A 21,333-nucleotide genomic window follows, 5' to 3' on the forward strand; every position below is an offset into this window, starting at 1 on the left:
TTACCAGTTTCGGAAGCGCTTGGGCGGGTCGTACAGACCGCCGGACCAGCGCACCAGGTCCTTCACCGAACGCGCCGCCAGCAGGTCACGGCTGGCATCGCGCACGGAGATGCCGAGGTCATCGGGACGGCGGATCACGCCGCGGTCGCGCAGGTTCTCCACCATCGCGCGGTCGCGCCCCATGCCCACGGCGGTATAGCCGGCCACGCCACGGATCGCCTGTTCGCGCTCCTCAGGGGTGCGGCACAGCAGCAGGTTGGCAATGCCTTCCTCGGTCAGCACATGGCTGACGTCGTCGCCGTAGATCATCACCGGCGGCAGCGGCATCTGTGCGCGCTCGGCCAGTTCCCAGGCATCGAGGCGGTCGACGAAGGCCGGCGCCATGTGTTCGCGGAAGGTTTCCACCATCTGCACCACCAGCTTGCGCCCGCGCGGCATCTCACCCGGGCGTGCGGCCTGCTGGCCGGCCTTGATCCAGGCCTCGCTGGCATGGCGCCGGCCACGTGCATCGGAACCCATGTTCGGTGCGCCACCGAAGCCGGCGATGCGGTCGCGGGTGGCGGTGGAGCTGTTGCCCTGCAGGTCGATCTGCAGTGTGGAACCGATGAACATGTCGCAGGCATACAGGCCGGCGGTCTGCGAGAAGGCGCGGTTGGAACGCATCGAGCCATCGGCGCCGGTGAAGAACACATCGCCCCGCGCGGCGATGTACTTCTCCATGCCCAGTTCCGAACCGAACGAATGCACCGATCTGACGAAGTCCGATTCGATTGCCGGAATCAGTGCCGGGTGGGGGTTCAACGCCCAGTGCTGGCAGATCTTTCCCTTCAGGCCGAGCGATTCGGCGTAGGTGGGGAGCAGCAGTTCGATGGCCGCCGTGTCGAAGCCGATGCCATGGTTGAGGCGGTTCACGCCGTACTCGGCGTAGATGCCCTTGATCGCCATCATCGCCATCAACACCTGGATCTCGGAGATCTGCGCCGGGTCGCGGGTGAACAGCGGTTCGATATGGTTCGGCCTCGGCGCCTGCACCACGAAGTTGACCCAGTCAGCGGGAATGTCGACGCGGGGGAGGGTGTCGACGATCTCGTTGACCTGGGCGATGACGATGCCGCCACCGAAGGCGGTGGCTTCGACGATCACCGGCGTGTCTTCGGTGTTCGGCCCGGTGTACAGGTTGCCGTGCCGATCTGCGGCCTGCGCGGCGACCAGGGCCACGCGCGGGGTCAGGTCGATGAAGTAGCGGCCGAACAGTTCCAGGTAGGTGTGGATGGCACCGATCTGGATGCGCCCTTCAGCCACCAGGTTGGCCAACCGCACTGACTGCGGGCCGGAGAACGAGAAGTCCAGCTTCGACGCGATGCCACGCTCGAATACATCCAGGTGCGACGGCAGCGACAGCACCGACTGCACCATGTGCAGGTCGTGCACGCGGGCCGGATCAAGATCGGCCAGGGCCTGGGCGAGGAAATCGGCCTGCTTCTGGTTGTTGCCCTCCAGGCAGACCTTGTCGCCTGGCTCCAGCAGTGCATGCAGCAGCTCGCCTACGTCGCCGGCGGCGACCTCGCGTCCCCGGGCCCACGGCGCGGCACGTTCCAGGCGGGCCTGGCGGCTGCGTTCCAACGTATCCCAGCTCGGGTTCATCGACCGGCTTCCGATTGGTGTCGATGTAATTACGACATAATTACGAAGGGCGCCGCAACCTGCAGTGCAGCAAAAGGAAGGGCCCGCGCGGAGGCGGGCCCATTCAGGTAGGCCACGACCGTCGGTCGTAGCGGAGGGCGTGCCGACCAACGGTCGGCACCCCGCAGGCACCCACCGGTTCGCGGCTTGCTCAGAACTTCCAGCGCAGGCTGGCCGACACGAAGCGCGGTTCGCCGTAGTTGTTGTAGTCCAGATTCGCCCAGTAGGTCTTGTCCAGTGCGTTGCGCACGCTCAGCGTTGCGGTCCAGCTGTCGCTGATGCGGTAGTTGGCATTGAACTGCACCAGCATGTAGGCCGGCTGGTTCACCGTCACCGTGCCGCCCAGCGGATAGGCGATGTTGTAGCCCTGCACCTTGCTCTGCCACTGCACGCCACCGCCAACGCTCAGGCGTTCCAGCGCACCGCGCAGCTGCAGCTGCGTGTTGAGCTGCAACAGATCCTTCGGCGGGTTGGCGTACAGCAGGTCGGTGGCCGCGCGGGTGACCTTGACGTGGGTGTAGCCGGCATTGACCGTCCAGCCCGGCAGGATCTCGCCGTTGACGTCCACTTCCCAGCCGCGTGCCTTGGTGCCGTTGACGCCGATGTAGGCGGAGGTGCCATCGCTCAGCGAACCTTCCGGCACGCCCATGTCGCGCACGGCGTAGTTGTCCTGCTTGGCCTCGAACACGGCGGCGTTGGCGGTCAGGCGGCCGTCCAGCCACTGGGTCTTGATGCCCGCTTCCAGGTTCGAACCCTGCACCGGTGCCAGCAGGTTCTCGTTGCGGTCCTTGAAGTTCTGCGGGTTGAAGATCTCGGTGTAGCTGGCATAGGCCGACAGGTTCGGGGTGATGTCGTAGACCAGGCCCACGTAGGGAGTGACTTCATCGCTCACCTTGTACGCGCCGCTGGTGCCGGTGTAGGCGCCAGCGGCGTTGTAGGAGCGGGTGAGGGTTTCCCAGCGGCTCAAGCGTGCGCCGGCAATCAGCGACAGCGGATCGGCCAGGCGCAGGCGGGTGGCCAGGTAGACGCCACTCTGCGTGGTCTTGGCCACGCGGCGCGCGCCGGTGCGGCGGTAGGTCACCTCGGAGATGTCGCCGTTCCAGTTGTACACATTGGGAATGTAGTAGCAGCGCTCGCTGCCGCAGCGCGCCCAGTCGTTCGGGAAGTTCAGTGCCAGGGTATTCGTCGTGCCTTCCAGGTCCGACCACTGTGCGCCGAGGGTCACGTCGTGGTCGCGGCCGAACAGATCGAAACTGCCGGTCAGGTAGGCATCGACGTTGCGGCGGGTGTCCTTCGAATCACCGGCGGCCGCGCGCAGGTAGATGCCCGAGCCGGTCACCGGGTCCGGCTGCCCGGTGCCGTACAGGCGCACGTTCTGCACGTTGCCGCGGGTGTAGGCGGTATTGATCTTCAACAGCCAGTTGTCGCCGAAACGCTGTTCCAGGTTGGCGAAGGCGGTGTTGCTCTCGCGCTTCCAGTAGCTCCATTTCGGCGACAGGTTGGTCGAGCGCGGCAAGTGCGCGAAATGGCCCTGGTTGTCGAAGAACGGCACGGTGCCCCAGGTCGAGCCGGTGGGGTTGTTGTCCTGGCTCTGGTAACCGAGAGTGATCGTGGTGCTGTCGGTGACGTCGCCTTCCAGCACCGCCATGCCGGCCATCTTGTTCTCGTCGTAGCGGTCGTAATACAGGCCACGATCGGTGTAGGCGGCGACCACGCGGCTGCGGAAGCGGCCGTCGGCGGTCAGCGGCGCGGTCACGTCGGCTTCCATGCGACGGTAGTCCCAGCTGCCGGCGCTGACCGCGAACGACGCATCGAATTCCTTGCCCGGGCGCTTGCGCAGCAGGTTGACCGTGGCCGACGGCACGCCGGCGCCGCTGAGCAGGCCGTTGGCGCCGCGGATCACTTCGATACGGTCGTAGAAGGCGGTGTCGTACTCCTGGTTGGTGGAGCCGCTGTAGGTGGGAATGCCATCGACCTGGAAGTCGGTGATGGCGAAGCCGCGCGCGTAGTACAGCGGGCGCTGCGTGTCATAGAAGGACACGCTCACGCCGGTTACATTGCGCATCACATCGTTGATGCTGAACAGTGATTCGTCCTGCAGGCGCTGCAGGCTGATGGCGGTGGCGGACTGCGGGGTCTCCTGCAGGGTGATCGGCAGGCGCGTGGTGCTCGACGGTGGTGCGGACTGTTCGGCGCGGACGCTGACCCGGTCCAGGGTCTTGGCATCGGCAGTGCCATCGGCGGCGGCGAACGCGCTGGGCGCGGCCAGCAGGGTCAGCGACGAAAGCAGGGCAGCCGGCAGCAACGCGCGGCGGGGCAGGCGGTTACGGAGGATCAGGGACATGGTGGGCTCGAGGCTCGGAAGCGGGGAAGGGCGGCAACAGTCGTCCAGCACCCGGGGCGGCGGCTTCGGGCACGGTCAGGTCCATCTGGGGAGGTGCGATCACTGCACAGGACGCAAATGTAAATAATTCTTAACAACATTACAATTCGCGTCATTCGCAGGGGCTTTCCGGCGCAGAGCAGTGGCGTGCTGGGTCGGATCCCGTCGCCGCAGGCAATGGGCTCTGACCCCATCATCGGCGCCCAGGCGCAGGTCAGAGCCCTCCCGTGCGGGAGGGATCCGACCCACCTCGCACAAAAACAAACGGCCACCCGAAGGTGGCCGTCCGTCTGCATCGAAAGCAAACTGCGGGCTTACAGCGCCTGCAGTTCCTCGTTGGCGTTGCGCTTTTCCTTGGCCGCTGCCGGCACTGCAGCCGCAGCGGGCGATGCCGCGTTCGCATCCACCGGCACCTCCAGATACGGCAGGCGCAGGGTCTGGCTGGTCAGCGAGCGGATCTCGTTGACCAGCGCTGCACTGTCGTTGAGCTTGCGCCCGTACGACGGGACGATCTCGCGCAGGCGGGTTTCCCAGCCGGCCTTCATCTGGTCCGGGAAGGCCTTGGCCATCAGGTCCAGCATGATCGGCGGTGAGGTCGACGCACCCGGCGAAGCGCCGAGCAGGGCGGCGAGGGTGTGGTCCTTGTCGGTCACGATCTCGGTACCGAACTGCAGCACCGGGCCCTTCAGCGGATCACGCTTGATGATCTGCACGCGCTGGCCGGCGGTGACCAGCTTCCAGTCACCCGGCTTGGCAGTGGGGAAGTACTTGACCAGCTCGGCCTGGCGGTCGGCATCGTTCAGGCGCGCCTGGCCCATCAGGTACTGCACCAGGTCCAGGTTGTCCTTGCCCACTTCCAGCATCGGGCCGACGTTGTTGTGGTTCACCGACGAGTACAGGTCCCACCACGAGCCGTGCTTGAGGAACTTGGTGCTGTACAGCGCGAACGGCCCGAACAGGACCACCGGCTTGCCGTCCAGCTTGCGCGCATCCAGGTGCGGCACCGACATCGGCGGCGAACCGGTCTCGGCCATGCCGTAGGCCTTCACGCCGTGGCGCGAGGTCACGTCCTGGCCCTGGAAGGCGAGGAACTGGCCACCGACCGGGAAGCCGGCGTAGTCCTTCGATTCCGGAATGCCGGACATCTGCAGCAGCTTCAGTGCAGCGCCACCGGCACCGATGAACACGAAGCGGGCGTGGGTGGTGGTCTCGGTGCCAGCCTTGAGGTCCTTCACCGTCACGTTCCAGCTCTTGTCGGCGTTCTGCCGCAGCGCGCTGACTTCGTGGTTGAGATGCAGGCTGAAGTTCGGGCTGCGCTGCAGGCCGGCGGTCAGCTGACGGGTGATCACGCCGAAGTTGACGTCGGTGCCCAGCGGCATCCAGGTTGCGGCAACCTTCTGCTTCGGGTCACGGCCTTCCATCAGCAGCGGGGCCCACTGCTTGATCTGGGCCGGATCCTCGGAGTACTGCATGCCGTAGAACAGCGGATTCTTCACCAGGGCCTGCTGGCGCTTGTGCAGGTAGGCGATGTTGTCATCGCCCCAGACGAAGCTCATGTGCGGGGTCGGGTTGATGAAGTCGCTGGGCTGGCTGAGCCGGCCTTCCTTCACCTGGTGCGACCAGAACTGGCGCGAGACCTCGAACGATTCGGCGATGCCGACCGCGCGCTTGGTCTCGATGCTGCCGTCGGGCAGTTCCGGGGTGTAGTTCAGTTCGGCGAAGGCCGAGTGGCCGGTGCCGGCGTTGTTCCAGCCGTCGGAGCTTTCACCGGCGACGCCGTCGAGGCGTTCGTAGACCTGGATGTTCCAGTCCGGCTGCAGTTCCTGCAGGTAGGTGGCCAGGGTGATGCTCATGATGCCGGCGCCGACCAGCACAACGTCGACGGGCTTGTCGTTGCTGGCGGCGGGCACCGAGCGCTGGGTCAGCGGCCAGTACAGGAACAGCGCGGCGGCCAGCAACAGCAGCACGAGCAGGGCGAGAAGAGCCTTGCCAAATTTCTTCATGGGGGCGGGATCGTTGGCGGAGGGGAAGGGGTCAGGATGCGCGTGGGACAGGGAAAGGGCGTGAAGAAACAACGCCTTGCAGCATCCATATGCGATTCTAACCGGATCCGGTCTGTTTTTGATGCAACGCAGCATCCGGCGTTTCGCGCCGTCCTCACCCGCTAGCGCCGGGTGATGCCCGGCGAACGAAGCCTTGCCAGCGTCAGGCCATCCCTGGCGACAGCTTCACTCAGACCAGCTCAAGAATCTCGTCGCCGGCCTCATCAATCTCGCCGGTCGGGCGCCAGCCCAGGCGCCGGTAGAAGCCATGCGAGCGCGAGCGTGGGTCGGCCGAACAGGCCAGGAACAGGCGTTGGTGGCCGGCATCGCGGGTCAGGCTGACCACGTCCTGTAGCAGCTGGCGACCGATGCCGCGGCCTTCATACTCGGGCAGCAGGGCCAGCACCAGCACCTCGCCGCTGTCGCGGTCGGCGAAGCAGTAGCCGGCCATGCGCTTGCCCTCCCAGGCGACGCGGCCGATCGAATCGCCCTGGGCGATGCCGGCCGCCCAGCTGTCCTCGGTGATGCCCAGCTCTGCCAACTGCGCGGCGCTGAAGGCGTTTTCGCGGGTGCGCCCGCGCAGGTCGATGCAGGCGGCGGCATCTTCGGGGCGCGCATCGCGCACGGCTATCGGCATACCGGACACCCTTGTAGTGATTGGCCCGCCAGTATCCGCATCACGCATGGACCCGGTGTGGAGGGTTGATGGAGATTGGATGGAGCAAAAAGGGGACGGAGGGGATTAAGTCGTCTTTGCCCGATGTGTCGCTTGGGCCTTATACGACTTAATCCCCTCCGTCCCCTTTTCAGCGCTTGCGCCGGATCAGTGCCGAGGAGGCATCCAGCACCGCGCGGGTCAGCAAGGCCATGGTCTGCACGTCGCCCTTCCAATGCTGCCAGTACAGCGGCACGTCTTCCCACGCGCGCTGGCGCACGTAGACCAGGCGGCCCGCGTCCAGGTGCCGCTTGACCAGCGGCAACGGATTCATCGTCCAGCCCATGCCGCCGAGGTTGGCCTGCACGAAGGCGCGCGTGGACGGAATCCACCAGGTCGGCGCGGTGCTGGGCAGGTCGTCGCCGGCCATGCGCCGGGCGAAGCGCGACTGCATGTCGTCCTTGCGGTTGAACACCAGCACCGGGGCCTGCGCCAGCGCCTGCGCGGTCACGCCCTTGGCGAAATGACGCTCGCGGAACTCGGGGGTACAGGTGGCGGCGTAGCGGATGCTGCCCAGCGCATGGATCTGGCAGCCCTGCACCGGCTCGTCCAGGGTGGTCACCGCACCCAGCACCGTGCCCTGGCGCAGCAGCTCCACGGTGTGGTCCTGGTCCTCCACGCGCAGGTCCAGCGTAGTGCCGGTGGTCTGCGCGAACTGGTAGGCCGCCTGCGGGAACCAGGTTTCCAGGCTGTCGTGGTTCACCGCCACCGGAATACTGGCTTGCGGCAGGTCCTCATCGGCCAGGCCCATCCGGTGCAGCGCATCGTGCTCGAGCAGGGCGGTCTGCTCGGCCAGCTGCACCAGCAACTGCCCCTCGGCGGTGGCGGTGGCCGGGGTGCCGCGCTTGACCAGCAGCCGGCCGATCCGGTCCTCCAGCGCCTTGACCCGCTGCGAGATGGCGGACGGGGTGACATTCAGCGACTGCGCGGCGCGGTCGAAGCTGCCTTCGCGGATCACTGCGGCCAGGGCACGCAGCTGGGCATGGTCGATACGCATCGAATTAAGTTTCGCTAATGTTGGTTTAGGAAGTTTAGCTCGTCTTTTTCATGTTGCGGCGCGACAATGGCGCCCGTTCCGGTGCTGTCCGCCTTCGCGAGGCACCGTCCCCCCAAGCAAGTAAAGGCAGTGAATCCCATGTTCTCGGTCATCTCCGCCAGCACCGGCCTCGGTGCCTGGTTCTCTGGTGCAGCTACCGGCATCGGCCTGTTCGCCGTGGTCGGCGCCCAGAGCGCCTTCATCCTGCGCCAGGGCATCCTGCGCAAGCACATTGTGCCGGTGGTCGCCACCTGTGCGGCCATCGATGCGATCTTCATCTTTGCCAGCGTGGCCGGCCTGCGCACGCTCACTTCGGCGCTGCCGTGGCTGACCACCGCCGTGCTGTGGACGGGCGTGGCGTTCCTGGCCTGGTACGCGATGAAGTCGGCGCGCCGCGCGATCGCCGGTGGCGGCGGCATGGGCGAGGCTGACAGCGACGACGGCAGCCGCCGCGCAGTGCTGATGGCGGCGGTCGGTTTCTCGCTGATCAACCCGCACTTCTGGCTGGACATGATGGTGATCGGTTCGATCGCCGAGAACTTCGGCAACGCCCGCATGGCCTTCGCTGCCGGTGTGGTCACCGCCAGTTGCCTGTGGCTGACCGCGCAGGGCCTGGGCGCGCGCCTGCTGGCGCCGCTGTTCACCAAGCCCAGCACCTGGCGCGTGCTCGACGGCACCATCGCGGTGATCCTCAGCATCCTGGCCCTCACGTTGGCGGTGCGCGGGGTCCACTGACCCGGCGCACGCCCCCCGAACCCACGTCCTGACTCTCTCTCCAAGGTAGTGGTAACGACGGCACCGGCAACGGTGCCGTCGTTTTTTGTACGCCACTGGCGGGCCGGGCACTGGCCTGCCTAGAATCGGCCAGCCGGGACAAGGGGTCCAGGCAGGGGGAGAGAAGGATGCACAAGCGCTGGCTGGCCGCCATCGTCGTGGCGGGATTGTGGTGTGGAACCGCTGCTGCGATCGATCTGGGCGCCTATGTGCGAGCGGACAAGTTCGGCGATGTCATCCTGTCTCCCGGGGGCGATTATCTGGCCGCGACCGTGCCTGCGGACGGCTTCACCGCTGTGATCATCCTTCGTACGGACGACAACACGCCGGTGGGCAACCTGCGCCCACCACTCAATTCGCATGTCTTCGGCCTGCACTGGGTCAACAACGATCAGGTGATGTTCGGTCTGGCGCAGAAGTTCGGTACCCGCGATGCGCCGTGGGCCACCGGCGAGCTGCTGACACTGGATGCACGCACCGGACGACCGGAACTACTGGTGGGCTACCGCGACCTTGGCCTGCGCGTGCGGCCCAAGTACCGGACGTCGGCCGCGGCGTTCCTCAGTGACGCCCTGCCTGGCGACGATGCGCACGTGGTCATCGCAGTAGGCGGATCGCGGCTGGATGCCAACGGTTATGCGGCCCAGCTGGAACTGGCAAGCGGCAAGCAGCGGCTGCTGGCCCGCGCGCCGATGCCGGGTGCCTCCTATGTGGTGGATGCCCGCGGCGACGTACGTTTCGTACAGGGCGCCGGTACTGACAACGTCCATCGGCTCTACCACCGCAACGGTGGCGACTGGGCGCTGGTCAACGATGAGAAACGGAGTGGTCGCAGCGAGGCGGCGCTGGGCTTTTCCGCCGACGGCCAGCTGGCCTACCTGCTCAGCGAGCAGCCCAGCGGCCCCGATGCCATCGTCAGCTGGAACCCGGCCACGCAGGAGCGCAAGGTCGTGCTGCGCGATGAGGTTGTCGATCCGGCACGACTGATCCGCAGCCCGGGCAGCACCGTGCCGGTCGGTGCGCTGTTCCTGGGAAACACGCCGCATACCCGGTTCTTCGACGAAAGCTCGGACGAGGCACGGTTGTACCGCAGCCTGGAGGCGGCCTTCCCCGGGCGTGCAGTATTCATCACCTCCAGTACCCGCGACGGTCGCCGGCTGCTGGTGGAAACCGGGTCCGGTTCCAATCCGGGCGAGTTCTACCTCTACGACCGCGACCGCAACCAGGCACGCTTCCTGATGGCGCGCAGCGAATGGATTGACCCGGAGAGCACTGCGTCGGTGCGGCCGGTCCTGCTGAAGGCGCGTGACGGGCTGGAGCTCCATGGATTCCTGACAGTCCCGCATGGCAGCACTGGCCGTGACCTGCCGATGGTGGTGGTGCCGCATGGTGGGCCGATCGGGATATTCGACAACGGCAGTTTCGATCACGAGAACCAGTTGCTGGCCGCTGCCGGCTACGCCGTGCTGCAGATCAATTTCCGCGGCTCGGGCAACTACGGCCGTGCCCACAGCCGGGCAGCACTGGAACAGTGGGGGCGCGCGATGCAGGACGACGTGACCGACGCCACGCGCTGGGCGATCAGCGAAGGCATCGCCGATGCCCGGCGCATCTGCATCTACGGTGCCAGCTACGGTGCCTACTCGGCGATGATGGGCGCCGCGCGCGAACCGGGGCTGTACCAGTGCGCGGCCGGCTATGTGGGCGTCTACGACCTGCCGCTGATGTTTACTGGCGGCGATATCCAGGACCGCGATTCCGGAATGAGCTACCTGCGCGAGTGGCTGGGTGATCCGGCCACGCTGGGCGCGGTCTCGCCGGTCAACCTGGCCGAGCGGATCAAGGTGCCGGTGTTCCTGGCGGCCGGTGGCCAGGACAAGCGCGCCCCGGTCCAGCACACCGAGCGCATGGAAGCGGCGCTCAAGCGTGCCGGTACGCCGGTGGAAAGCCTGTACTACAAGACCGAAGGGCACGGCTTCTATACCCAGGCCCATCGCAGCGAGTACTACGGCAAGCTGCTGGCCTTCCTGTCGCGCAGCTTGGGTGGCAAGACCGCCACGACTGCGGCTGCGGACGGCAAGGGCAGGGCGCCGTAACGCAAAGGGCGGCGGATGATCCACCCGCCGCCCCGGTTCCTGCCTGTGCGTGGGCTTACTTCACCCCGTGCATCATCTTCTTCAACAGTGGCGCGGCAATGAAAGCGGCCAGCGCACAGCCCAGGCCGATCCACATCAGCAGCCAGAACAGGTGCGCATAGGCACCGGCGGCGGCCACCATGTCCAGCGATTCGCCTTCCGGCACCTCGATCGCGGCCAGCTTGCCGAACAGCGCGGCCAGCGTCTCCGAGAAGGCGGTGGCCAGGAACCAGGTGCCCATCATCAGGCTCATCACCCGCGGCACGGCCAACTGGGTCACCGCCGACAGGCCGACCGGCGACAGGCACATCTCGCCACTGGCCAGCAGGAAGTAGGCCAGCACCAGCCACCACACGCTGGCCATCTCGCCGGTGGCGCCAACCTGCTGCCCGGCCAGTGCCAGCGGCACGAACGACAGTGCGCCGATCACCAGGCCCCAGGCTGATTTGACCGGCTTGCCCGGTTCCCAGCCGCGGCGGTCCATCCACGTCCACAGCGCGGCGAAGGCCGGTGCCAGCAGCACCAGGAACAGGCCGCCGAGATAGGTGAGCGAGCCGGCGGTCTGCGGAATCACCAGGCAGTCGCGCACCAGCAGCACCAGCATCAGCACGACGATGGCGGCGAAGAACGTGCGCGGCGCAGCCGAACCCGGACGGCGCTCGGACAACCGCGCGCTGACCACGAAGCCCAGCGGTGCCAGCAGCAGTGAGAGGATCGACCACGGCAGCGGCGTACCGCCGGTGATCACCAGCGAGGGCACGATGTCCTTGGTCAGCAGCCGGTCGGTGAAGGTCACCCACGAGCCGTAGGACTGCTCGTACATGGTGAAGAACACCAGCGCCATGAAGATCAGCACCATCAGCGCGATCATCTGCTGGCGCTGTACCGGCGTGCACTTGCTGCCGGTGAACCAGGCGAACCAGACCAGCACGCCGCCCAGCACCACCACCATCAACATCAGTGCCAGGCTGATTTCACCGCCCAGCGCGAACGCGCCGTTGCCGGCCGCCCACATCAGCCACGCCACCGGCAACACACCGAGCACCGCGCACAGATAGATGAGCCATTCGCGCGGCAGGCCCAGCACCTTCTGCTTCAACGCCGCCGGTTGCGGCGGCTCGGCGTGGCCCTGCAGGTACTTCTGGCCCCACAGGAACATGGCCAGGCCGGCCAGCATGCCGATGCCGGCCGCACCGAAACCGTACTTCCAGCCGTAGGCCTCGCCGAGGAAGCCGCACACCAGCGATGAGAACAGCGCGCCGAGGTTGATGCCGGCGTAGAACAGCGAGAAACCCGAATCGCGGCGCGGATCGTCCTTGGCGTACAGCTTGCCGACAATGGTGGAGATGTTCGGTTTCAGGAAACCGACGCCCATGATGATCAGCGCCAGCGACAGGTAGGTCACCGCCAGTGCCGAGGTGTCGCGCACCACTTCGCCGTTCACCCGGTACGCAGCGTGGCCTTCGAAGGCCATGCCAAGGTGGCCGAGTACCAGCAGGATGCCGCCGAACAGCACGGCCCGGCGCATGCCCAGCCAGCGGTCGGCCAGCATGCCGCCGAATACAGGGATGCAGTACACCAGGCCACCGTAGGCGCCGAGCAGGTCCAGGCCGGCCTTGTCGCCGAACAGGTGGTACTTGGTCAGGTACAGCAGCAACAGCGCCTTCATGCCGTAGAAGGAGAAGCGCTCCCACATTTCGGTGAAGAAGCAGACGTAGACGCCTTTGGGGTGGCCCAGGAAGTCGTCGGAAGCGATAGCGGTGGAATTCATCGCGGAATTATAGGCCTGTGGCCCGATCCGCTTTCAGTAGATCCACGCCATGCGTGGATTGCCGGACTGGCCTGGGCGATCACAGGTACCGCAACCACGCCAGGTCACGCCTTCGCGCCTTGAACCGCGCGAATGCCCGGGTCGGCGGGTACAGCACCACCGCCAGCGCACAGGCCACCAGCAGCAGGCCGCTGACCGAATCCAGGGCATACAACTCGCCATGGGTCGGCCCCCAGGCCGCCAGCGCGCCCAGGTACAGCGCCTTCAGCACATACAGGTGCAGCAGGTAGAAGAACATCGGCGCGGCGCCGATATCGGCCAGCGGGCGCAGCGCACGCGCCAGTGGCGGCCATTCGTACAGGCGCAGCAGCAACAGCCCTACGCCCAGGGTCAACAGCAGGAACTGCAGCGACGGCGGGTACTTGGTGATGTTGAGCACGCTCATCCAGGTGCGCAACGCGCTGGTCTGGTACTGCCACGGTGCATCTCCATACTGGTTGGCGAACCGCAGCAGCGCGAACATGGCCAGCGCACCGACGCCTGCCCACAGCAGCCAGTGATGACGCTGCGCCGGCGCGCGCTCGCGGGCGAACCAGGGCCCCATCAGATAACCCAGGGCGATCACCCCGATCCACGGCAGCACCGGATAGGAGGTGCGCAGGCGCAGTGCGCCGGCCTCGATCCAGTCGCGCTGGTGCAGCACTTTCCACAGCACCGCCAGCAGGCCATCGCCTTGCACCCGTAAGCCGTCGAACAGGTTGTGCCCGGCCACCACCGTGATTGCCAGCACCAGCAGGGCCGGGCGTGGCAGCCAAAGCAGCCCGGCCAGCGCGATCATGCTCAGCCCGATGGCCCAGATCACCTGCAGGTACAGGGTTTCCGGCGGCAGCTGGAAGGTCCAGGCGAAATTCACCAGGGTCAGTTCCAGCACGACCAGGAACAGCCCGCGCTTGAGCAGGAACGCGGCCGTGGCCCGGCGCGGATCCGCCTGGCGCTGGCCGTACAGCCAGGCCGACAGGCCGGTCAACAGGACGAACACGGGTGCGCACAGGTGGGCCAGCAGACGGCAGGCGAACAGCGCGGGAGAGACCGTCGCCGCGTCCATCGGGTCGCTCACCTGGTGCTGCAGGAAGAAGGTCTCGCGCACGTGGTCGAGCAACATCAACAGCATCACGGTGCCGCGCAGCTGGTCGATGGAGGCCAGGCGGGTAGTGGGGGAAGGGGCCACGTACGAGGTTCGGTCGGCGCGACAGGATATAACATAACAATTGCGTCTTTCCAGCGCGTGCTGGGCGGTTCCGACGAGCGCGCGCGTCGGCTCAGGGCAGGCAAACCGAGGGGCTCCAGCCCAGCGCCTCGTCGTAGTGGACCTGGATCGCTCGCAGGCTCCCGTCGGGGTTGGCCTTCAAGCAGAATCGGGCGCTGTGGTGTTGCGTGGCGCCGGTCCTGGTGGCCGACAGCGAAACGTCGTACAGGCGTCCGGGCTGCAGCGGCATCGCCGTCTGCCTTGAAATGGCGTTGGCTGGCACTTCTCCGTAGACCACGCAGGCTCCGGGTGGAAGTGGGATCGATGCGGGATGGGCAAAGTAGAACGACCATTGCCGCCGCAGCGGTGGAGTAATTGCGTCATGCACCTCCACACCAAACACCTCCGGAGTTTTACCGATACGCTTGCGCTCTTTCCTGGGTAGTCCGAAACAAGGTTTACCGGCGTGGTCGGTGATCTCGACTGCGCCAATGCGGCTCCAGGCGGATGCGTAATCGCAAAGCGGCATCAGGCAGATCAGGGCCACGACAGCCACGACCGGTGATTTGATCGGGCGGATCCGCAGTGGGTTGTTCATCGGGCGGCTCAGCGTCATCGGTTCAGATCATGAACACGATGCACGGGGCGTTGAGGCACTTCAAACGATGATGGCTGGGATGCTGCAGTACTGGTTGGCCGGGCCCCTGCAGGACAAAGAGACCGCGAGGCCCGGCAGCCGTCCGGGATGTGCCCCCTGCGCTTGATGCGTTGGCCGAGTTTGGCCAGAAGCGACTATCTCACTGCCGACCTGGCCGCAACCCTCCCGAACCGCACTGGACTTGCTGCCTCCTGAACGCTAGCGTGCAAGGGATTTTTTGCCAGCAGGGGCTTCCATGAACCACGACGCTGCGCCCAAGCAGCTCACCTTCCGCGCAGTGGCCCTGGCCATCGTGCTGGCGGTGGTGCTGTCGGCCGCAAACGCCTACCTCGGTCTGTTCGCAGGCCTGACCATCGCCACCGCCATTCCCGCCGCGGTGATTTCCATGGGCGTGCTGCGCCTGCTGGGCGGTGGCTCCATCCTTGAAAACAACATCGTGCAGACCGGCGCTTCGGCCGGTTCGTCGATCGCCGCCGGTGTGATCTTCACCATCCCGGCGCTGGTGATCATGGGCTACTGGCCGGACTTCAAGTACTGGTGGGTGCTCGGCATCGCCGGCCTCGGCGGCCTGCTGGGCGTGTTGTTCTCGGTGCCGCTGCGTCGTTCGATGATCGTCGAAGACCCGCTTCCGTTCCCGGAAGGCAAGGCTGCGGCCGAAGTGCTCAAGGCCGGTGAGAATCCGGGCCCGGGCCTGAAGATCCTCGGCCTGTCGGCGGTGATCGGTGCCTTCGTCAAGCTGGCCGCGGAAAGCGGCATGCGCCTGATCCCGGATGCCTGGGCCACCTCGGCCTACGTCGGCAGCTCCAAGGTCACCGCCTTCATCGGTACCAACCTGTCGCCGGCACTGCTGGGCGTGGGCTACATCGTCGGCCTCAACGTCGGCATCGTGGTGGTGTCCGGTTCGATCCTGACCTGGCACATCGCCATTCCGATCTACCAGGCGTTCTTCATGAACACCGATCCGGCACTGGCCGCGTCGGTTGCCGCGGCTTCGTCCACCGAGGCGGCGTTCGCCATCTGGGGCGCGAAGATGCGCTACCTGGGTGTCGGCGCGATGCTGATCGGTGGCATCTGGACGCTGATCTCGCTGCGCAAGTCGCTGCTCAACGGCGTCAAGAGCGGCTTTGCCGCCGCCCGCAAGAGCGGTGGCCCGGTGCTGGCGCACACCGAGCGCGACCTGCCGATGAAGTGGATGCTGGTGGCCCTGGTGGTCTTCGTGCTGCCGCTGCTGGCCCTGTACCAGGCCATCGTCGGCCAGTGGCACGTGTCGATCCCGATGACCCTCATCATGATCGTCGCCGGCTTCCTGTTCGTGTCGGTCTCGGCCTACCTGGCCGGCCTGATCGGTTCGTCCAACAACCCGGTCTCGGGCATCACCATCTCCACCATCCTGTTCGCCTCGGCCGTGCTGGTCGTGCTGCTGGGCGCCGACGGCCTGAAGCCGGTCGGTGCCGGCGGCGCGCCGCTGGGCGCCGTGGCCGCCATCATGATCGGTGCGGTGGTGTGCTGCGCCGCTGCGGTCGGTGGTGACAACCTGCAGGACCTCAAGGCCGGCTACATCGTCGGCGCCACCCCGTGGAAGCAGCAGCTGATGCTGGGCATCGGTGCCTTCTCGTGTGCGCTGATCATGGCGCCGGTGCTGAACCTGCTGGCCACCGCCTACGGCATCGGCGTGAAGTCCGAGCTGCACCCGAACGCGCTGGCCGCACCGCAGGCCAACCTGATGGCCTCGGTGGCCAAGGGCCTGTTCGGTGGTGAACTGCCGTGGACCTTCATCGGCATCGGTGCCGTGGTCGGTGCCGCCATCATCGCCTTCGACAGCTGGCTGAAGGCGCGCAACGCCCGCTTCCGCGTGCCGGTGCTGGCCGCCGCCATCGGCATCTACCTGCCGCTGGAACTGATGGTGCCGATCTTCCTCGGCGGCCTGATCGCCCACCTGGTCGAGCGCTTCCACAAGGTGCGCGCCGATGACGAAGAAGGCCGCGACCGCGTGCACAAGCCGGGCGTGCTGTTCGCCGCCGGCCTGATCACCGGCGAAGCGCTGATGGGCATCGCCATCGCGATTCCGATCGTGGTCAGCAGCCGCGCCGACGTGCTGGCCGTGCCGTTCCACCTGCCGGGCGCGCAGTGGATCGGCCTGGCCGTGCTGTTCCTGGTCGGCTGGCTGATCTACCGCACCGGCAAGTACGCCAAGGCGTAAGGGGGCTCTGCCCCTGGGTTCAACGGGTAGTGCCGGCCGCTGGCCGGCAATCCCGGAATCCCGTGATACCCCTGGTTGCCGGCCAGCGGCCGGCACTACCGCAGACCGCGCTACGGCGCGGTTTGCTGTTTCTGGCGATTGCCTGCCTGCAGCCATGACCGATGGCCTTGGCAGCCCCGGCCGCACGGGCCTACCATCGGTTTTTTGCCGTCCTGCGGAGACCCCGATGAAACTGCGTCATGCCCTGCTGCCACTGAGCCTGCTGGCCGCCCTGCCCAGCGTCGCCGCTGCCCGTGGCCTGGAAGTCCGCGACATGGTGGCCATGGACCGCGTCTCCGCGCCGGTGCTGACCGCTGACGGTGGCACCGTGGTGTTCGCCAAGCGCAGCGTCGATGCCAACCTGAAGGCCTCCACCGCGCTGTTCGCGCGCAACCTGCGCACCCGCGATGCAGCGCCGCCGAAGCAGATCACCCCGGCCGGCTGGAACGTCAATTCCGCTTCGCTGTCGGCCGATGGCCAGACCGTGTATTTCCTCAGTGCCAGGAACGGCAGCCAGCAGCTGTACGCGCAGCCGATCAGCGGCGGTGCTCCGCGCCAGCTGACCGATTTCCCGGTCGACGTGGACAGCTACCACGTGTCGCCGCAGGACGACCGCGTGCTGTTCAGCGCCGGCGTGTTCCAGGCCTGTGCCTCGGACCTGGCCTGCACCGAGAAGAAGCTGAAGGAAAAGAAGGACGCCAAGGCCAGCGGCCAGGTGTGGGATTCGCTGTTCGTGCGCCACTGGGACACCTGGAACGACGGTCGCCGCAACACCCTGTTCGTCGCTCCGCTGCCGACGGCCAAGGCCGGTGCGGTCAAGGGCGCGTCGGCGCTGAGCGCGACCATCGATGGTGATGCGCCGTCCAAGCCGTTCGGCGGCAATGATGACTTCGCGTGGTCGCCGGACGGCGCCAGCGTGGTGGCCAGCATCCGCGTGGCCGGCAAGCAGGAGCCGTGGTCGACCAACTTCGACCTGTACCGCTTCGACGCCGCCGGCAAGCAGGCACCGGTCAACCTGACCGCCTCCAACCCGGCCTGGGATGCCGGCCCTGTGTTCAGTGCGGACGGCAAGACTCTGTTCTACCGTGCGATGAAGCGCCCGGGCTTCGAGGCCGACCGCTTCGGTCTGATGGCGATGGACCTGGCCAGCGGCAAGACCCGCGAAATCGCGCCGCAGTGGGATCGCTCGGCGGGCGGCATCACCCTGTCCGCCGATGGTGCCAGCATCTACACCACGGCCGATGACCTTGGCGAACACCCGCTGTTCCAGATCGACGTGGCCAGCGGCAAGGCCACCAAGCTGATCGGCGACGGCAGCGTGACCGCGGTGGATGTGGCCGGCAACAGCGTGGCGATCACCCGCAACAGCCTGAAGAGCAACGACCAGGTGCTGGTCGGCCTGCTGCCGGCTGCGGGCGAGGCCATCGGCGAACTGCGCGCGCTGACCCCGGCCGCTGGTGAGGTGCTGAAGGAGGTCAGCTTCGGCGACTACGAACAGTTCGAGTTCAAGGGCTGGAACAACGACACCGTGCATGGCTATGTGGTCAAGCCGCACAACTACCAGGAAGGCAAGTCCTACCCGGTCGCGTTCCTGATCCACGGTGGCCCGCAGGGCAGCTTCGGCAATGGCTGGAGCTACCGTTGGAATCCGCAGACCTACGCGGGCCAGGGCTACGCCGTGGTGATGATCGACTTCCACGGTTCCACAGGCTACGGACAGGCCTTCACCGATGCGATCAGCCAGCACTGGGGCGACCGCCCGCTGGAAGACCTGCAGAAGGGCTGGGACGCGGCGCTGAAGAAGTACTCCTTCCTCAACGGTGACAAGGCCTGTGCGCTGGGCGCCAGCTACGGCGGCTTCATGGTCAACTGGATCGCCGGCAACTGGAACAGCCCGTTCAAGTGCCTGGTCAACCACGACGGCGTGTTCGACCAGCGCATGATGGGCTACGCCACCGAAGAGCTGTGGTTCACCGAGTGGGAGCAGGGCGGCACGCCGTACCAGAAGGCCGCGAACTACGAGAAGTTCAACCCGGTCAACCACGTGGCGGACTGGAAGAAGCCGATCCTGGTCATCCACGGCCAGCAGGACTTCCGCATTCCGGTCGAGCAGGGCCTGGCCGCGTTCACCGCTGCCCAGCGTCAGGGCATCGAATCGAAGTTCCTGTACTTCCCGGATGAAAACCACTGGGTGCTGAAGCCGAACAACAGCATCCTGTGGCATGACACCGTCAATGCCTGGCTGAAGCAGCACATCGGCAACTGATGACTGCAGCGCCGCCCTTCGGGGCGGCGCTTTTGTTCGCCATCTGCTTTACCGGTGGGGGCCGACCGTTGGTCGGCACACCCTCATGATCCGCCGCCAACAGCAGCCGGCCAGCGGCCGGCTCTACCCAGAGCACCTGCATGATCCAGAACGACATCGTCGTCTTCGGTTTGATCGCCGCCACCCTTGGCGCCGTGTTCTGGACCGCCTCGCGCGAGCAGGGCCTGTGGAAGCGCTTCTACACGTTCGTGCCGGCGCTGCTGCTGTGCTACCTGATTCCCGGCATCTACAACACCGTCGGCCTGATCGATGGGCAGAACACCAAGCTCTACAACCCGATCGCACGCGACATCCTGCTGCCGGCAGCGCTGATCCTGCTGACCCTGGCGGTGGACATCAAGGGCATCCTGCGGCTGGGCCCGAAGCTGGTGCTGATGTACCTGGGCGCCTCGGCCAGCATCATGCTCGGTGCGGTGGTGGCGTTCCTGGCGATGCGCGCGCTGCATCCGGAAACCGTGGCCGGTGACACCTGGGCCGGCATGGCCGCATTGGCAGGCAGCTGGATCGGTGGCGGTGCCAACATGCTGGCAATGCGCGAAGTATTCGACGTCAATGCGACCACGTTCGGCCAGTTCGCGGTGGTCGATGTCGGTGTCGGCTACGTGTGGATGGCGGCACTGATCTTCCTGGCGGGGCGGGCAGCGAAGATCGACGCGCGCAGTGGCGCCGATACTTCGGCCATCGATGAACTGAAGGAGCGCATCGCGCGCTTCCAGGCCGAACACGAGCGCATTCCCAGCCTCACCGACCTGATGCTGATCGTGGCGGTGGCCTTCGGCGGCGTGGGCCTCTCGCACGCCATCGGCGCGCCGCTCGCAGCATGGTTCAAGGCCAACGTCAGCTGGGCCTCGCAGTTCAGCCTGGACGCGCCGTTCGTGTGGGTGGTGGTGCTGTCGACCACGCTGGGCCTGAGCCTGAGCTTCACCCGTGCGCGCACGCTGGAAGGCGCGGGCGCATCGCGCCTGGGCTCGCTGCTGCTGTACTTCCTGATCGCCTGCATCGGCATGCAGATGGATCTGGTGGCGCTGCTGGACCGCCCGTGGCTGTTCCTGCTCGGCCTGATCTGGATTGCCGTGCACATCGTGCTGCTGTGGTGCCTGGGCAAGCTGCTGAAGGTGCCGTTCTTCTATTTCGCCATCGGTTCGCAGTCGAACATCGGTGGACCGGCCTCGGCGCCGGTGGTGGCCGCGGCGTTCCATCCGGCACTGGCGCCGGTGGGCGTGCTGCTGGGCACGATGGGCTACGCCACCGGCACGTACCTGGCTTACATCGTCGGCATCACCCTGCGCGCGCTGGCAGGGCAGGGCTGATACGGTAGTGCCGGCCGCTGGCCGGCAACCCGGTGATGCTTCACGGGTTCGTGAGGTTGCCGGCCAGCGGCCGGCACTACCGATGCGTTACGCCACCGGCAAGCCGCGCTCGATCAACCACGCCTTCGCGTCTTCGGCGTCCTGCTCGAACCGCGCCGAGTGAAAAGAGGGGCGCCGCAAGGTCCGGCGCGTCGCCACGCGCCCGTGGCCAACCGCGCCCGCGGCCTTACGCCACCGGCAACCCGCGTTCGACCAGCCACGCCTTCGCGTCTTCGGCGTCCTGCTCGAACCACGCCTGTGTCGACCCCAGCCGATACGTGTACCCCCAGGCATCCATGTCGGCCATCAACCGCGCACTGCCAACACCAGGCAGCTGTCCGGCCAGCACGATCTGCAGGTAGCAGGTGGCATCTTCCTCGGCCACCGAATCGGTGGCGTCGGTGTGCACCTGCGCGCGCCGCTCCGGCGGCAATACGATCAGGTGGCAGGCTTCATGCAGCATCGAATGCACCGGGGTGTCATCGCGCACATAGACATTGCTGGCGATGATGCCCGCCTCGGGCTCGCCCCAGTAGCTGCCGGGAATCGGTTCGCCTGCGGCCACGTGGTGCAGGCGAAGGCCATGCGCGGCGAGCAGGCACTGCGCGTCGGCGAAGGCGATGTCGCCCACGCAGGTGATGTCCACGGCGGTTGTCGTATCGGTCATGCAGGTCACGCGGCCCCGCCCATGCAGGCACGGGCGGGGCGGGGCATCAGGGTTTGTCCGGGCCTTCAGGCAGCGCCACGGAGATGTCCAGCACATCGTGCTGGCCATCCTTCACCAGGTCGACCTTGACCGCATCGACGTCGATGTTCACGTACTTCTTGATCACTTCCAGCAGCTCGCGCTGCAGCAGCGGCAGGTAGTCCGGGCCACCGCGGTGGCTGCGTTCCTGCGCGATGATGATCTGCAGGCGGTTCTTTGCGGTTTCGGCGGTGGTCTTCTTCGCTTTGAGGAAATCGAACAGGCCCATGC

General features: G+C 66.5%; 15 protein-coding genes. 5 read left to right on the forward strand and 10 right to left on the reverse strand.

The genetic code is table 11. From position 1 onward, the window contains the following. The 5 genes from mdcA to AC5P5S_RS01705 all read right to left on the reverse strand — a co-directional run bounded on the left by mdcA (window position 1) and on the right by AC5P5S_RS01705 (window position 7,820). Window positions 1-1,644 carry a malonate decarboxylase subunit alpha gene (mdcA, locus tag AC5P5S_RS01685; protein ID WP_062606707.1) on the reverse strand — a complete coding sequence of 548 codons (1,644 nt, stop codon included), beginning with the start codon at window positions 1,642-1,644 and terminating at the stop codon, window positions 1-3. A gap of 190 nt (window positions 1,645-1,834) precedes the next feature. Next, the gene (locus AC5P5S_RS01690) at window positions 1,835-4,027 is read right to left on the reverse strand and encodes a TonB-dependent siderophore receptor (RefSeq protein WP_062606709.1); all 2,193 of its coding nucleotides are present in this window, start codon (window positions 4,025-4,027) and stop codon (window positions 1,835-1,837) included. A gap of 353 nt (window positions 4,028-4,380) precedes the next feature. Next, window positions 4,381-6,069 (reverse strand): malate dehydrogenase (quinone), encoded by a 1,689-nt coding sequence (gene mqo / locus AC5P5S_RS01695; RefSeq protein WP_062606710.1) that lies wholly within the window; start codon window positions 6,067-6,069, stop codon window positions 4,381-4,383. Between the two features lie 229 nt (window positions 6,070-6,298). Then, on the reverse strand, window positions 6,299-6,745 hold the full coding sequence (locus AC5P5S_RS01700; protein WP_231336778.1) for a GNAT family N-acetyltransferase: 447 nt from the start codon (window positions 6,743-6,745) through the stop codon (window positions 6,299-6,301). 169 nt (window positions 6,746-6,914) lie between these two features. Beyond that, the gene (locus AC5P5S_RS01705; RefSeq protein WP_005412604.1) at window positions 6,915-7,820 is read right to left on the reverse strand and encodes a LysR family transcriptional regulator ArgP; all 906 of its coding nucleotides are present in this window, start codon (window positions 7,818-7,820) and stop codon (window positions 6,915-6,917) included. A gap of 138 nt (window positions 7,821-7,958) precedes the next feature. Between AC5P5S_RS01705 and AC5P5S_RS01710 the strand changes: the two genes are divergently transcribed. Beyond that, on the forward strand, window positions 7,959-8,594 hold the full coding sequence (locus AC5P5S_RS01710) for a LysE/ArgO family amino acid transporter (protein ID WP_005408523.1): 636 nt from the start codon (window positions 7,959-7,961) through the stop codon (window positions 8,592-8,594). 167 nt (window positions 8,595-8,761) lie between these two features. Further along, on the forward strand, window positions 8,762-10,729 hold the full coding sequence (locus AC5P5S_RS01715; protein WP_062606714.1) for an alpha/beta hydrolase family protein: 1,968 nt from the start codon (window positions 8,762-8,764) through the stop codon (window positions 10,727-10,729). Between the two features lie 55 nt (window positions 10,730-10,784). On the opposite strand, the gene AC5P5S_RS01720 is transcribed toward AC5P5S_RS01715, so the two are convergent. From AC5P5S_RS01720 to AC5P5S_RS01730, 3 genes are all read right to left on the reverse strand, one after another. Next, a complete protein-coding gene (locus AC5P5S_RS01720; protein ID WP_012479435.1) occupies window positions 10,785-12,539 on the reverse strand; it encodes a peptide MFS transporter in 1,755 nt (584 codons plus the stop codon). Between the two features lie 79 nt (window positions 12,540-12,618). Then, window positions 12,619-13,767, reverse strand: a complete 1,149-nt coding sequence (locus AC5P5S_RS01725) for an acetyltransferase domain-containing protein (protein ID WP_062606716.1) — start codon at window positions 13,765-13,767, stop codon at window positions 12,619-12,621. A gap of 91 nt (window positions 13,768-13,858) precedes the next feature. After that, window positions 13,859-14,401: a hypothetical protein gene (locus AC5P5S_RS01730; protein ID WP_229298713.1), complete on the reverse strand. Its 543-nt coding sequence runs from the start codon at window positions 14,399-14,401 to the stop codon at window positions 13,859-13,861. Window positions 14,402-14,678: 277 nt separating this feature from the next. On the opposite strand from AC5P5S_RS01730, the gene AC5P5S_RS01735 reads away from it, so the two are divergent. The 3 genes from AC5P5S_RS01735 (at window position 14,679) to AC5P5S_RS01745 (ending at window position 20,318) form a co-directional block, all read left to right on the forward strand. Next, window positions 14,679-16,643, forward strand: coding sequence for an OPT family oligopeptide transporter (locus AC5P5S_RS01735; RefSeq protein WP_005408528.1), 1,965 nt, complete (start codon window positions 14,679-14,681; stop codon window positions 16,641-16,643). A gap of 226 nt (window positions 16,644-16,869) precedes the next feature. Further along, a complete protein-coding gene (locus tag AC5P5S_RS01740; RefSeq protein WP_044569650.1) occupies window positions 16,870-18,948 on the forward strand; it encodes an alpha/beta hydrolase family protein in 2,079 nt (692 codons plus the stop codon). Between the two features lie 140 nt (window positions 18,949-19,088). Beyond that, window positions 19,089-20,318: a DUF819 family protein gene (locus AC5P5S_RS01745; RefSeq protein ID WP_012479439.1), complete on the forward strand. Its 1,230-nt coding sequence runs from the start codon at window positions 19,089-19,091 to the stop codon at window positions 20,316-20,318. Window positions 20,319-20,544: 226 nt separating this feature from the next. Here the strand turns inward: AC5P5S_RS01745 and AC5P5S_RS01750 are convergent, their stop codons facing one another. Together AC5P5S_RS01750 and minE are read right to left on the reverse strand one after the other, a co-directional pair. Continuing rightward, window positions 20,545-21,024, reverse strand: a complete 480-nt coding sequence (locus AC5P5S_RS01750; RefSeq protein ID WP_005408531.1) for a hypothetical protein — start codon at window positions 21,022-21,024, stop codon at window positions 20,545-20,547. Between the two features lie 46 nt (window positions 21,025-21,070). Continuing rightward, window positions 21,071-21,331, reverse strand: a complete 261-nt coding sequence (gene minE / locus AC5P5S_RS01755; protein WP_005408532.1) for a cell division topological specificity factor MinE — start codon at window positions 21,329-21,331, stop codon at window positions 21,071-21,073. Between the last annotated feature and the right edge of the window lie 2 nt (window positions 21,332-21,333).

It is taken from the genome of Stenotrophomonas sp. YJH_SMC_54 (genome assembly GCF_059368435.1).

Excerpts from the sequence above, each read along its gene's own strand:
- AC5P5S_RS01705 (WP_005412604.1), bottom strand. The coding sequence starts at position 7,820 with ATGCGTATCGACCATGCCCAGCTGCGTGCCCTGGCCGCAGTGATCCGC.
- mqo (WP_062606710.1), bottom strand. The coding sequence starts at position 6,069 with ATGAAGAAATTTGGCAAGGCTCTTCTCGCCCTGCTCGTGCTGCTGTTG.
- AC5P5S_RS01690 (WP_062606709.1), bottom strand. The coding sequence starts at position 4,027 with ATGTCCCTGATCCTCCGTAACCGCCTGCCCCGCCGCGCGTTGCTGCCG.
- AC5P5S_RS01710 (WP_005408523.1), top strand. The coding sequence starts at position 7,959 with ATGTTCTCGGTCATCTCCGCCAGCACCGGCCTCGGTGCCTGGTTCTCT.
- AC5P5S_RS01740 (WP_044569650.1), top strand. The coding sequence starts at position 16,870 with ATGAAACTGCGTCATGCCCTGCTGCCACTGAGCCTGCTGGCCGCCCTG.
- AC5P5S_RS01700 (WP_231336778.1), bottom strand. The coding sequence starts at position 6,745 with ATGCCGATAGCCGTGCGCGATGCGCGCCCCGAAGATGCCGCCGCCTGC.
- AC5P5S_RS01735 (WP_005408528.1), top strand. The coding sequence starts at position 14,679 with ATGAACCACGACGCTGCGCCCAAGCAGCTCACCTTCCGCGCAGTGGCC.
- AC5P5S_RS01715 (WP_062606714.1), top strand. The coding sequence starts at position 8,762 with ATGCACAAGCGCTGGCTGGCCGCCATCGTCGTGGCGGGATTGTGGTGT.
- minE (WP_005408532.1), bottom strand. The coding sequence starts at position 21,331 with ATGGGCCTGTTCGATTTCCTCAAAGCGAAGAAGACCACCGCCGAAACC.
- AC5P5S_RS01720 (WP_012479435.1), bottom strand. The coding sequence starts at position 12,539 with ATGAATTCCACCGCTATCGCTTCCGACGACTTCCTGGGCCACCCCAAA.
- AC5P5S_RS01730 (WP_229298713.1), bottom strand. The coding sequence starts at position 14,401 with ATGACGCTGAGCCGCCCGATGAACAACCCACTGCGGATCCGCCCGATC.
- mdcA (WP_062606707.1), bottom strand. The coding sequence starts at position 1,644 with ATGAACCCGAGCTGGGATACGTTGGAACGCAGCCGCCAGGCCCGCCTG.
- AC5P5S_RS01745 (WP_012479439.1), top strand. The coding sequence starts at position 19,089 with ATGATCCAGAACGACATCGTCGTCTTCGGTTTGATCGCCGCCACCCTT.
- AC5P5S_RS01750 (WP_005408531.1), bottom strand. The coding sequence starts at position 21,024 with ATGACCGATACGACAACCGCCGTGGACATCACCTGCGTGGGCGACATC.